Origin of the sequence: Micromonospora sp. NPDC005413 (genome assembly GCF_040606435.1) — a bacterium.
Classification (GTDB): Bacteria; Actinomycetota; Actinomycetes; order Mycobacteriales; family Micromonosporaceae; genus Micromonospora.
Map to the genome: position 1 here is coordinate 65,483 of NZ_JBEXEV010000004.1, position 12,087 is coordinate 77,569.

The following is a 12,087-nucleotide window of genomic DNA, read 5'->3' on the forward strand; positions in this document are numbered from 1 at the left end:
GGATCCTCGAGTTCCTTTCCCTGGGTGGGAAGCCTGGCCCCATCCTCGCGCCAGGGTTTCTCACCGAGGAGCCGGTGAACCTGGACGCCCGGTTGCACTTTGCGCGCCACTACGGCTCGATGGTCACCTACAACCAGACGTCGGCAGTGGCGTTCGGATCGGCGGGCTTCGTCGCCGGCGCACTGGTCGCCAACGCCATCAGCAACAGCAGCGCCAGGTCCCGGGCCAAACGTCTGGCCCGCCCGCAGTGGCGCGAACAGCAACTTACCCGAGTTGTGCTCACACCGACCAGAACCTGGTGCTACGCCTCTGGACAGTGGTTGTCGTTCGACCACGCCGCCGTCATGGAATACCACCTCGACCACCAGGGCGTGGTGCTCAACTTCGCCAACTCCGAGCCGCTGCGACTGAGCGGACCCGCCGCATGGGCTCACGCGGTGCTCTTCGCGTACTTCCGCTTCGGCGCCCAGGCACTGGCCACCGCCATGCCAATCCGCGCCACGCCTACGCCGGCACCCGCTGCGCAGTCGCCGGCTACGGCTGCCGCGACCCCACCAGCAGCCGGCAGGTGAAGCTGGACAGCAACCACCAGAGCACCACCCGCCTCGCAGTCCTCGTCGATGCCGACAATGCTCAGCCGCGGTCCGCATCCCGCTATTGCCCGAGGTTACGAAGTACGGCACTCCCCATGTCGAACGCGCCTATGTGGTTGCAAGGAGTGACTCATCCAGCCTGGTGCCTCAGTTGAGGAGACCGCTGGTGCGACGAGACAACTCGGCGAGCCGGTCATCTGCCTGTTCTCCGCGGAGCCGCACCCAATCCTTGCCCTCTGCGGCAACGCCCTCAAGCACATGCAGGGTCTGGCGGAGTCCTGAGGCATCAACAGTGAGTTCGGTGATTGAGCGTGGGTCCTCGTTGCGTTCGGTCGGTTTGGTGTCGGTCCCGGTTACTTGCACCGAGATCGTCTCGCCACTGTTTAGCGTCAGATGGAAGGTCGGTTTGTCCAGGGCCAGTCCATCGATCCGAACGGCGGAGATCGCATGGAATCGGTAGTTGAGCCGCTGCGTGTCGCGATGATCAGCGCGTCGGAAGTCCAGCTCCAAGTCGATCTGCCGAACCCCATCCTTGGTGAGAAGGAAGAGCAGAAGACGGTAGTGGGTGTACCGCCACGGACCGTCCTCAGCACGTCTCTTCCGAGCGGAACCCGCTGGTGCCTCCAGGAACGCATGAGCGACGACCTGGCTCGGCTGAAGCTGGAACTGTTGTAGTGCCTGGTCCGTGATGACCTTCCGGTCGCACTCTAGCCATGTGGCCATCTCGATGTCTGTTGGCTTGTCGGCAAGCTTGGCCACCCAGCGGTCATACGCCTCCCTTCGCCTGAACTGTTCGGCAGCCCTATGGGCGCTGTCGGCGATCACCCTCCGACGCTCGGCAACCATGCGGAACACCGCCCGCGTCGCGGCTACCGCCGCCGGCACCATCAGCGCCAGCCAGAAAGTGCCGGGCAGGACTGCAGCCGAGAAGACGGCCGAGGTTGCCCAGACAAAACCCGTGATTAAGGCGATGGCACCGGTGATCTGCAGCAGCCAGGTCCGAAGGGGCACACGCAACTCCTGGCGGTATGCGGTCAGGGTCCCCTGATTCCAGCGGTTCCTCACATCACTCGCCAGGTATCGGACCAACCAGGCGACCCGTTCGACGTTGACGCGCTCCTCGCGGTAGGCATCGACCACCTCGTTCCGCAAGTGCCGACGTATGCCGGCCGTCTCAGCGAGCCACTGAGCGCTGGCCATTTTGTCGGGCCTATAGCGAGCGAAGTAGTGGGTGAACAGGCGGTCGATCTTGCCGGCGAAACCACCGGGTCGAGCGTCGGAGTACTGGCGGCGGGGCGGCCGCAACTCGCTGTCCTGCGCCCGCCGACGGCGGTGTCGGAAGTGCCGGTCCGCCCCGCCGACGCCGAAGACAGCCAGCCCGGCCGCCGCGCAATACAGGCCGATCAATCCCCCGAACTCGCCGTTGGCGGCCAGCAGCACGCTCAGCTTGCCTACCGCCAGCAGGAGAAGAGCCGCTCCAATTCCAACTTTGACGCGGTCCGCTACCACGAACTCGGCCGGAGCGACCGGCCGGGTTCTCGGCGGTATGGGCGTGGGATGAAAGAACTTCCACGCTCGGCCGAGCCGGTCGCCGGCGGTCCGCTGCTGTTGCGCCTGGGCGACCGACTTTTGCCACAGCCTGTTACCCAATGCCCCTTCCAGCAGTCCGTCCAGATGGTCAAGGACGTAGCGTCGCTGGCGTAACGGCAGCGACTCAAGGTCCTCGGTCACGGCTTCCGGTACGGCACTGTCATCCGAGTTGAGTAGCCGCAGGATGAACCGGAGCCCCAACGTCCACTCATCATGTTCGTCGAGGTCGGGCGGGGCGTCCCAGATAGCCAGAAGGCGCCGCCACTCCTCGGCCTCCAGTTGGCGCGGGGTGCGCCCACTGAGAAAGGCGACCAGTCGATAGAACTGGACCCGGGTTGTGATGGGGTAGCCACGGGCGACCGCTCGCTCGATGTGCTTCCGTGCGGTGTCGAGCAGGAACCTGTCGAGGTACTGCACACCGACCTCGAATTCGCCCTGCGGAGTGGCGCTAGGGTCCGGAGGCGCGTATTGGTGGTTGTGAACGTCGCCGTTTATTGAGCCCGCTTGGACGCCGACGTACGCGCTGCCCTGGGCGACGTTGTGAGTGGAGTGCGTTGTCACGCTATGCCTCGTGCGGCCGCGATTATCATTGCCAGCCGTGCGGCCAACTCAGAGGCGTCGGCAACCAAGCCTCGCAGCCGCTTGAGTGACATCAGGAAGCCGCCACGATCGGCGGCGGATCCGTCTCGCAGGCAGCTGGTCGCCGCGTCCAGCTCTGCCTCGGCCGCTGCGTAGGTTTCTTTGTCCAGCCGGCCGTCCAGGCATGCCTGCTTGAGCCGACTTCGCAGGTCGGCGATGCTGATCGCGAGATCAACCGGTTCCTCCCGGCTGGCGTCGATGGTGACGTTGCCGTGGATCTGGCCTGCCTGAACGCCCACTCGGGCGTTGCCGGTGGCGAGGTTCTCGTTCTTCATAGGCATCGGAGCGCTCCCGTGTCCGCCCGGCATGCCGTCTCCACGGCGGCCGCTGTCAATGGTCAGTTCCTGAGCCAGCGCGGCGGCGAAGGCGGCAGCGTGACGCGCGGCCCGTGGCTGCCAGTTATCACCGTCGGTGACAGCCTTGCTGCCGTCAGCCCGGTCACTAATGCCTCGTACGACCACCACTGGAAGCGCTCGGTTGAGGTGGCCGGCCTGCGCGACGCCGGCCGCTTCCATCTCGATTGCCACCGCGTCGTTGTAGTGCTGCCGAATCCATCGAGCTTGAGCGGAAATCGCGGAGTCCTGCACGACCTCCCCGGCAGCGATCGCGCCGAAGTGAACGCGAGGGTGGGAATCGGCGGAGAGATCGCGGCGCCATTCACCGGCTCTGGCAACATGGTGGGCAACTTGGTCCGCCTCGTGCGGGATCTCCCACGCTTTTGGCCGGGCCTTCAGTCCGTCGTCTTCGCTGGTGCCCCCGTGGTAGGCGTATATCTTGCTGGCGACGACGACATCGCCGAGTGCGATCTTGGTCCGCAGGCCACCGGCCACGCCGACAAAGAGCAAGGCGGTGGGACGGAACTCGGCAATCGCGCGCTCGGCGAGCACTGCGGAGGGATGATTGCCCTTACCGACCAGGCCCAGCGCGACTCGGGGGCCGCTCTGTCCGATACGGCCGACTTCGAAGCGGGTGCCGGCGGCGTGCCGCCGCACCGCCAGCCCGGTCAGTCGTTCACGGACTGCCTCGTACTCCAGGTTAAGGGCCGTGAGGACCACTACGAGATTTTCGTTCATGCTCACCTTGTCTCCTCGTCTGTCGGGTGAGGTCTGGTCATCGGCGGCCGTAGCGTCACCTGCGGTCCGGGACGGAAAAGCCGCGCCGGCCGTCCGCTCTCCGCCTTCCTTGTGGGACCGGCGGGAACGATGAATCCGGGAACGCTCTGCACCTTGCGATAGAAGTTCCGGGGGTCGAGCAGGACGCCCCACACCGCCTCGTAGACCTCTTGCAGGTCGGAGATCGTGAACGTCGACCCGCAGAAGGCGGTTGCGAGCGAGGTGCGTTCGAGCTTGTCGCGGGCGCGCTCCACGCCGTCGGCCAGGATCTGGCGATGATCGAACGCGAGGTGCACGCGATCGGAGAGGGCTTCTTCGACCGGAGTCCAACAAGCGCGTGTGGCGTTGATGCCTGCGGTCGGGTCGGGCAGCCGAGGTGCGACGGCCAGGTAGGCGACGGACAGCACCCGACCTCGAGGGTCTCGGCCGGGGGCTCCGTATACACCGAGATGTTCGAGGTGTGGTTGCTCTGTGCCCAGACTGGCCTCCTCTGCCAGCTTCCGGTGGGCCGCGTCGAGGAGGTCCTCCTCGGCGTGCTTGAGGAAGCCACCAGGGAGAGCGAGGCGGCCGAGGTGCGGCTCAATACCCCGCTCGATCACTAGCGCGTGAAGGCGGGACTCGCGCAGCGTGAGGACCACAAGATCCACCGCGACGAGGACAGCCGGCGCGTTCCGTTGGGGGTTGGGCATGGGCGAACCATAGCCTTCTTGTCACACTGACATTAAGTAGCACCGGGTGTCGGATTTCAGCACCTGCCGACGAGTGAGCACCCCGCAAGTTCCGACGATCAAACCCGAGCTATGTGGACGATGGAGCACGAGCGCGGTAGCGATGCCGACCTTGCGGGGACCCGCGGCGGTAACTGGTCCGGTACTCTCCGCTCAGAATGCTTCCCCAATGGACGACGCGAGCCTGCACCTGACCGGTGCCACGTCATGGCCGCTGAGATGCTGGCGATCGGTTGATGAGGAGTCCCTCATGACGGCAGATGCCGACAAGTTCCGCCAGTCGATGGACGACGCCCTGAGTGCCCTGCGTGAATTGCGGGTCAACCGCCCCGCGGCAGCAAACGTCGAGACCTGCGGAGAGGCCACTGCGGCGGACGGACTGATAGCCGTGATCGCCGCTCCGGGTGGTCGGATTGAGTCGATCACCGTCGCACCTCAGGCCCTGCGGCAGGGCAGCGGCTACCTTGCCGAGCAGTTGACGATCGCTGTCAACGCGGCCCTCGACGACCTGCAAGCCCGAACGGTCGCCGAGGCACCGGACGCTCCAAATCCGGCCGTGCTGCTCGAACGGCTTGAAGAAGTCCAGCAGCAGTCGGTGCACCAGATGCAGTCGTTCCTGAGCGCACTCACCTCAGCCCAGGCCCGGACCGTACGGCCGGCGGGTTGACGATGTCGTTGGAGATCGATCCGGATCACGTCCGGGCATCGGGCAGTCGGCTCGTCGACGTGGGTGACCGGCTGGCAAGCGCACTCGAGACGCTCGACGCCCGGCTGAAGAGCTTTGGCGAGCCGTGGGGTAGCGACATGCTCGGCACCCTGGTCGGCCTCTCGTTTCCAATTGTCTCCGGATACCTGGTGCAGTGCTGTGCCGCGATGGCCGACGAGTATCAGAGCAGCGGCGAGGACCTGGTGACCCTGGCGGAAGACCTGATGGCCGTCGAGGAGGACCTGACCGGCCAGTTCGGCGTACTGGCCTCGAAGTTGGGCTGATCATGGGCATGACGATTCCGGGTGAACTCGCCTCGGTGCTCGCCATGATCGGGTACGACTGGCCGGAGGGCGACGAGGAGAAGCTCTTCGAGCTCGGGCAAGTCTGGATGGACTTCGCCAGCACGGTCGAGGAGGTGGGCCGGGAGGCTGACGCGCTGGCCGCAGAGGTGGCTAGCGGCAACCGGGGTGACGTGATTGCGGCCTTCGAGGCTTACTGGTCCGGCGGCGACGGGCCGGGCGGTGTGCTGGCCGGGAACACCACCGCCACCACCGTGCTGGGCGCCGGCTATGTGGTGGTCGCCGCGATCGTGCTGGCGCTGAAGGTGCAGATCATCGTCCAACTGATCATCCTGGCGGTCCAGATCGCCCAGGCGGTGGCCACCGCGGTGCCCACCTTCGGTGCATCCCTGCTGGAGATCCCGATCTTCAAGATGATCACCAGCCTGATCGTCGACCAGCTCATCGACATGGCCATGCGGGCGATCCTCGGTGGGTAAGCGAAACCGCAACCGGCATCTCCGCGAGGCGTCTGTGCCGCCCGAGGTGGAGTCGGCGCTGGTCAAGCCGGTCGCGCAACTCGCCAGGACCCCCCGGGTACGCCGGGAGTACCACGTCGGCGACGAGCAGCGGCCCAAGCACCGGGACACCGACCGCAATCTGGCCATGGGCAGCGCGAGCCGTGCCCCCGCCAACGGTCAGACCGCGCTGGATCGCTCGGTGCAGATCAAGGAGACCAACGAACGTCGCCGGATCGGTGTCGACCACGAGACCGGCGAGATCGTCATCCTTGACCGGCACCGCCGCATCGAGCCGCGCAATCCCGGCGAGGACGTCGTCGAGATCTACCACGGCCACGTCCGCAACTGGGATGATCACAGCTCGGACGGCTTGAACGACGACATGCGCAACGCCCTCAAGCGCGACGGACTGGTAGACAAGAAGGGCAGGCCAACCGCTCCGCCGAAGGACGAGGGATGAGCACACAACGCAGCTACTACGAGCCGGCTCCGACGACTCACGAGAGCGCCACGGCCGCGCTCGCAGCGGGCGACATCGACACCCTCACCGACTCGATGGTCGGGCTCGCCCTGCACGATTCGGACTGGCGCTGGTGCCAGGACTTCTACCTACGCGTGCTGGATCACCCGGAGGAGGACGTCCGGGCCACGGCAGCAATCTGCCTCGGCCACCTGGCCCGCATCCACCGCCGACTCGACAGTGATCGGGTCCTACCCGCCCTGCGCGCCCGGCTGGACGACCCGGAGGTCGGCGGCACGGTGGAGGACGCCATCGCCGACATCGAGCAATTCCTCGCTCTCCCGCCCAGTGCCACGCGAGGATAGACACCCAGTCAAGGGATTCGCAGCCGCGGTGGAGGCAACGCCGTTCGGTCCGCGTCCTATACGGCCAACGAGACGCCGGGTGCTCCGAGGGTGCTCGGATGTTCCGACACCGGGCGAACTCAACGCATGATTTTCGGATTCACACCTCTGTCAACCACTCAATGCGACGTGGCCCTTCGGTAGCGGGGCACGGACCAGCGCGGACGGCCCCCAGACGGCCCGCCTCGATTGCGGACAAAAGAACAATCCGGAAAGGTCGCTATGCTTTGTCTCGTTCTGGCCACTTTTAATCCATAGGTTCAGGGTTCGAGTCCCTGGCGGCCCACTCCTCCGCAGGTCAACAGCCCCCTCAGGGGTCGTTCGGGCCGCGATCTTGGCTCGTACAGCAGCGAAGTGCAGCAGTACCCGTGGCTGCACCGCCACGTCGGCCAGGAGCGAAACGCAGCTCCACCTAAGGTACAGTTTTCTGTACTTGCCCTGGAGGTGGTTATGCGGACCGTGAACTTCACCCAACTACGGCAGAACCTGGCCGCTGAACTCGACAGCGTCATCAACGACGCGGAGGAGGTGGTGGTGACCCGGTCGGGACACGAGCCGGTGGTGATCGTGTCGCTCGCCGAGTACGAGTCGATGAAGGAGACCGAGTACCTCCTGCGCAGCCCGAGCAACGCCGCAGCTCTGCGCCGATCGATCGCGGAGCTTGAACAGGACGACACGGCCGAGCGCGATCTGGTCGACCCAGCCACCGTCCGGGACGTCGCGTGAGGCTGGTCTTCACCGCGACGGCCTGGAACCAGTACCTCAGCCACACAGACCGAAAGCTGATCAAGCGCATCAACGACCTCATCGCGGACGTGATACGCAACGGATACGAGGGAATCGGCAAACCGGAACCCCTGCGGGGAGAGTTGTCCGGCTTCTGGTCCCGGCGGATCGATCGCGAACACCGGCTGGTGTATCGGATCACCAAGGACGACGTCGAGATCATCGCCTGCCGGTACCACTACGTCGACCGGTAGCGGACTGGAGTGAAACCAGGGGCGTCGGCCGCTCCGACCGAATCAGTACGTCCTACCGGTCCAGCGCGCAGCTGAGAGTGCTGGTTGATCGGTTGCTGGGTCGGACGGGTTGATCCAGACGGTGTCGGGCGCGTGTAGCGCTTTGGGTCTGGCGCAGCAGGACAGGCGGGTCACGCCGAGCGACAGCGCCGAGCCAACACACAGGTCATTTGAACAACTGCCGTGGTGGCCGGATCTTCGTGAGCTGACGAGTCGCGGGGGGCGCGCGCAAAGGCGCCGCGTTGGCCAATGGCGCCCGCCGGACGCGAGGCCATATCCGAATAGACGAGCACCCTACGAGGCGCCACCGTCCACCGAGGACATCCAAGGGCTTTACGATCTAGAGGATGCTGCAGGTAGACCCAGCTATCTATCAGGCGAGTGCCCTCGTCAGTGACTCACTCCCTATGGATTAAAAGTCCTCAGCTCTGCCATTGAGCTAACGGCCCTCTGCGGTATCAGGCTGCCCGACCACCTGTGCCCGGGTTGATGTCCGCCCCCGCTCCAGACGAGCGTTGCTGATCTACACCCGCCACGGCGTGTGAGCGGTGATGACCGGCGGCCGATCGCCGGCTGACTCCGGGTTGCGGCGCATCGGGTGCACGCTGAAACCGCCCGGCCGATCCGTGATCGGTACCTGGGCCGTACCGCCAGGAACGCGAGCTCATAGTGGGGCTCGGTAGGTCGCTCCTCGGTGAGCAGCCGATCGAGAATATCGAAGCGGTCGGTGGTTGGGCCTGCGGCGTCGGCCAGCCGCATCTGATAGTTCGCCGGGGCGGGATGCTCCGGTATCGGTGGAAGCCGACGATGGCCTGCGCCGTTCATCGCCAAGCCAGTAACGATGGTCAGGGGCGGGGAGGCAGGTAGCAGGACGGCCCATTCGACCGGCATCATCTCGACGAACTGCTGCGCGTGGACGCCGCCGGCGCCGCCCCCTACGAATGCCGCCGCCTCGCTACGATGACGCCCGTCGGCGTCAATCGGGCCGCGCCGCCACGGGGAGGGACGCGTCCACATGAAACGCCTCAGAGCAGCTATCCCGTTGACGGTCGTCGCCGTCACGGCCGCTGTAATGACCACCAGCTCTCCGGCGTCGGCCGCCAGCTCGTCCGATGTACCTCTGACCAGCTGGGCCTATCTCGACTCGCAGAATCCGCGCGCGAAGGTCGTCGATGCGGCGGTGGCGCCGCCGGTCGGCACGTCTCGCGACGACGCCGGCCGGACGCACACCTACCGCTCGTACTTCACGTACGACCTGACCAAGTTGAAGGGTACGGTCGTCCACAGCTCGTACCTGTCGACGACCGAGAAGACGGTCGCCGACTGCTCCGCCCCGGCGACCATCGAGGTGTGGCGGACCGGCCCGGTGAAGGGCAACACGACCTGGCTGCGTCCGCCGGCCGAGCTCGAGAAGCTGGTGACCGCCAAGCGGGGCGCCGGCGCTTCCTACTGCCCGAGCTACCTGGGCTTCGACATGGTGGCCACGCTCAACACGGCGCTGGGCCGGCACGACAAGAGCATCACCCTGGAGTTCCGGGTCACCGCCGATCAGGAATCCGACGCGCGGACCGGTCGTACCTTCGAGAAGCCGGCGGTCAGTGCGACCGTGAACCATCCGCCCACGGTCACGAACCTCCATCTGGCATACCCGGACCGGCCGTGCGGCACGCTGGCCAAGCCGTCGCCCGCGGCACAGAACACGTTGTTCGCGGCCACCGCCAGCGATGCGGACGAGGGCGACCACCCGACCGTGTTGTACGCGGTCTGGCCGGTGGACCACCCCGATCAGCGTCGTGAGTTCCGTGACTACAACGGCACCGACCTGAGCCAGTACGCCCACGGCACGGTCCTCGCCTGGCAGGCACAGGCCAGCGACTACTACGACCCGGGTCCGTGGAGCGGGACCTGCTACCTCGTCATGGACCGGACCGCCCCGGCGAATCCGCCGAAGGTCTCGTCGCGGACCTATCCCGAGGGCGACACCCCGGGCGGTGGCACTGGAATCGAGGGGACGTTCCGCTTCGACGGGGCTGGCGACCGTGACGTGGTCGCGTTCGGCTGGCGTGACTCCATGGGGTATTCCGGGCAGATTCCGGCCAGGCGGCCGGGCGGCAAGGCGATCCTGAAGTACACCCCGAAGCCGCGGTTCGGCAGTGATCTCTATGTCGCGTCCGTCGACGCGGCCGGCAACCGCGGGCCCGAAAAGAACTACCGGTTCCGGGTCGCCGAGACGGCACCGTACGCCTATGTCACCGTGAACGGCGTCGGCCTGCCGAGCACGATCACGTTTGTCGCGTCGAAGCCCGAGACCACCGCGTTCGGCTACCAGCTCAAGGACGGCGCGGAGGTCCGCCTCCCGGCGGTCGACGGCAAGGCGAGCGGTCCGGTCACGTTCACCGCCGCCGGTGGGGTCGAGGTGGCCGTCCGGAGCTACGCCAAGAACAAGCTCATCGGGCAGGAAACCCTGCAGGTCTGGGTCACCGACGCTCCCGGCGTGGAGTCGGCGGAGTTCAACCTGGATACCGACCAGGTCGCGGGCAAAACCGGCTCGTTCCGGTTCACCCCGCACAGCAACGATGTCGTCGCCTACGAGTACAACCTCGACGACGAGTGGAAGACCATTCCGGCGGCGGACGACGACACCGCCGTACTGACGTGGACGGCGACGCCGGGCTGGCATTCGATGACCGTACGGTCGGTGCGGTCGGATGGTTCCACGTCGATGGAGGCGAACCATCAATTCAACATCATCGACACGCGTCCGACCGCCTACGCCCACGAGCTGAGCAGCTGGCCGCGCCGGGACGGGGTCGGCGTGCCGCTGGGCATCGAGTTGGAGAGCCAGCTGCCGAACCTGACCGGATTCGTCTACCGATTCGACGGCGGCGCCGAGCAGACCGTGCCCAACGAGGGCAATACGTACGCTCTCATCACGGTCACGCCGAAGCACGCCGGCGACAATGCCCTGATCCTTCAGGCGCTGTTGTCGGACGGTACCCGATCGCCCGCCACCACCTACACGTTCGGTATCTGGTCCGGTCCCGTGGTCACGCACACGCCCGAGGGCAGCGGCACCGTCGGCCGGCCCGCGACGTTCACCTTCCACCCGGGGCTGCCGGATGTCGCCTTCTACCGCTACTCGTTGAACGGCGCCGATGAGGAGACGATCGCGGCCGGTCCCGACGGCACCGCGACGGTCACGTACACGCCGGGCTCGTGGGGCTACAACGAGGTACGGGTCACGAGCGTTGGTGCGGACGGCACCGAATCGGACCTGCGGATGGAGCCCTTCGATGTCCGGGACAACAAGGTCTACGTGTACAGCACCTACGACTGGTCGCGCGTGGGGATCGGCTGGACCGGATACTTCTACTTCAACACGCAGCTGTTCGGCGAGGTGACCGAGTACCACTACCGGGTCAACGACGGCCCAGAGCAGGTGCTGCCGGCCAGCACCGAGGGCACGTCGACGCTGGTCGCGGTGCCGTTCGAACGCAACGGCACGAATACGCTGCACGTACAGAGCCTGACGGCGGGCGGCGAACTCTCGCCCGTGACGGACTACGACTTCACGGTCGGCAACGCTCCCTACGTCGTGAGCGCTCAATATCCGGACGGCACCTGGTCGGGCGGTGGCGGTGTTCCCGGCACCTTCGAATTCAGCGGCGACACTGCGGGAATCGTGTCCTTCTCCTGGCAGATCGACGACGGCCCGTCAACGGACGTGCCGGCCGACAGCAACGGGAAGGCGTCGATCACGTACACGCCGGCGCAGAACTTCGAGACGCACACCTTGTCCGTGACCGGCCACAAGGCGGACGGCACGGACACCGATGCCACCCGCTACTACATCTACGTGTCCAGCGGCGCCTGACGACGACCGCGAGGAGCCGCGGCTCACCCCCTGGTGTCAGGGTTCGGGACGCCAGGGGGTGAGCCGCGGCCCCACACCCTCGATCGCGCTATACGCCCGTCGCATCGAAAAAGCCCCCTGCCTTACACCACCAACCACGAGCTTCCCGCCGACCTCGCCA

At 66.2% G+C, this 12,087-nt stretch carries 12 protein-coding genes; 9 read left to right on the forward strand and 3 right to left on the reverse strand.

Annotated features, from left to right (window positions below):
• Window positions 1-74: 74 nt before the first annotated feature.
• Window positions 75-572 (forward strand): hypothetical protein, encoded by a 498-nt coding sequence (locus ABZS37_RS07785; protein WP_355166654.1) that lies wholly within the window; start codon window positions 75-77, stop codon window positions 570-572.
• 168 nt (window positions 573-740) lie between these two features.
• Here ABZS37_RS07785 and ABZS37_RS07790 read toward each other — a convergent pair whose 3' ends face one another.
• From ABZS37_RS07790 to ABZS37_RS07800, 3 genes are read right to left on the reverse strand one after another with little or no spacing between them, the layout of a single operon-like run.
• Window positions 741-2,744: a hypothetical protein gene (locus ABZS37_RS07790; protein ID WP_355166656.1), complete on the reverse strand. Its 2,004-nt coding sequence runs from the start codon at window positions 2,742-2,744 to the stop codon at window positions 741-743.
• Window positions 2,741-3,901, reverse strand: coding sequence for a 5'-methylthioadenosine/S-adenosylhomocysteine nucleosidase (locus ABZS37_RS07795; RefSeq protein ID WP_355166658.1), 1,161 nt, complete (start codon window positions 3,899-3,901; stop codon window positions 2,741-2,743). Before ABZS37_RS07795 ends, ABZS37_RS07790 begins: the two co-directional genes overlap by 4 nt.
• Complete coding sequence (locus ABZS37_RS07800) at window positions 3,898-4,623, reverse strand: NUDIX domain-containing protein (protein WP_355166660.1); 726 nt, start codon at window positions 4,621-4,623, stop codon at window positions 3,898-3,900. The genes ABZS37_RS07795 and ABZS37_RS07800 overlap by 4 nt, the downstream gene beginning before the upstream one ends.
• 208 nt (window positions 4,624-4,831) lie before the next feature.
• On the opposite strand from ABZS37_RS07800, the gene ABZS37_RS07805 reads away from it, so the two are divergent.
• The 8 genes from ABZS37_RS07805 (at window position 4,832) to ABZS37_RS07840 (ending at window position 11,927) form a co-directional block, all read left to right on the forward strand.
• Window positions 4,832-5,329 (forward strand): YbaB/EbfC family nucleoid-associated protein, encoded by a 498-nt coding sequence (locus ABZS37_RS07805; protein ID WP_355166662.1) that lies wholly within the window; start codon window positions 4,832-4,834, stop codon window positions 5,327-5,329.
• Between the two features lie 2 nt (window positions 5,330-5,331).
• Window positions 5,332-5,652 (forward strand): hypothetical protein, encoded by a 321-nt coding sequence (locus ABZS37_RS07810; protein ID WP_355166664.1) that lies wholly within the window; start codon window positions 5,332-5,334, stop codon window positions 5,650-5,652.
• An 8-nt stretch (window positions 5,653-5,660) separates the two neighbouring features.
• Window positions 5,661-6,149, forward strand: a complete 489-nt coding sequence (locus tag ABZS37_RS07815; RefSeq protein WP_355166666.1) for a hypothetical protein — start codon at window positions 5,661-5,663, stop codon at window positions 6,147-6,149.
• A complete protein-coding gene (locus tag ABZS37_RS07820) occupies window positions 6,142-6,630 on the forward strand; it encodes a hypothetical protein (protein WP_355166668.1) in 489 nt (162 codons plus the stop codon). The genes ABZS37_RS07815 and ABZS37_RS07820 overlap by 8 nt, the downstream gene beginning before the upstream one ends.
• On the forward strand, window positions 6,627-6,995 hold the full coding sequence (locus tag ABZS37_RS07825) for a hypothetical protein (protein ID WP_355166670.1): 369 nt from the start codon (window positions 6,627-6,629) through the stop codon (window positions 6,993-6,995). Before ABZS37_RS07820 ends, ABZS37_RS07825 begins: the two co-directional genes overlap by 4 nt.
• 489 nt (window positions 6,996-7,484) lie before the next feature.
• Window positions 7,485-7,760, forward strand: coding sequence for a type II toxin-antitoxin system prevent-host-death family antitoxin (locus tag ABZS37_RS07830; RefSeq protein ID WP_355166672.1), 276 nt, complete (start codon window positions 7,485-7,487; stop codon window positions 7,758-7,760).
• The gene (locus ABZS37_RS07835) at window positions 7,757-8,014 is read left to right on the forward strand and encodes a Txe/YoeB family addiction module toxin (RefSeq protein ID WP_355166674.1); all 258 of its coding nucleotides are present in this window, start codon (window positions 7,757-7,759) and stop codon (window positions 8,012-8,014) included. The genes ABZS37_RS07830 and ABZS37_RS07835 overlap by 4 nt, the downstream gene beginning before the upstream one ends.
• 1,054 nt (window positions 8,015-9,068) lie before the next feature.
• Window positions 9,069-11,927, forward strand: a complete 2,859-nt coding sequence (locus tag ABZS37_RS07840; RefSeq protein WP_355166676.1) for a hypothetical protein — start codon at window positions 9,069-9,071, stop codon at window positions 11,925-11,927.
• Window positions 11,928-12,087 lie beyond the last annotated feature (160 nt).

Bases quoted from the DNA above. Each gene is read 5' to 3' on its own strand.
- ABZS37_RS07800 (WP_355166660.1), bottom strand. From the start codon at position 4,623: ATGCCCAACCCCCAACGGAACGCGCCGGCTGTCCTCGTCGCGGTGGAT.
- ABZS37_RS07805 (WP_355166662.1), top strand. From the start codon at position 4,832: ATGGACGACGCGAGCCTGCACCTGACCGGTGCCACGTCATGGCCGCTG.
- ABZS37_RS07810 (WP_355166664.1), top strand. From the start codon at position 5,332: ATGTCGTTGGAGATCGATCCGGATCACGTCCGGGCATCGGGCAGTCGG.
- ABZS37_RS07815 (WP_355166666.1), top strand. From the start codon at position 5,661: ATGACGATTCCGGGTGAACTCGCCTCGGTGCTCGCCATGATCGGGTAC.
- ABZS37_RS07825 (WP_355166670.1), top strand. From the start codon at position 6,627: ATGAGCACACAACGCAGCTACTACGAGCCGGCTCCGACGACTCACGAG.
- ABZS37_RS07830 (WP_355166672.1), top strand. From the start codon at position 7,485: ATGCGGACCGTGAACTTCACCCAACTACGGCAGAACCTGGCCGCTGAA.
- ABZS37_RS07840 (WP_355166676.1), top strand. From the start codon at position 9,069: ATGAAACGCCTCAGAGCAGCTATCCCGTTGACGGTCGTCGCCGTCACG.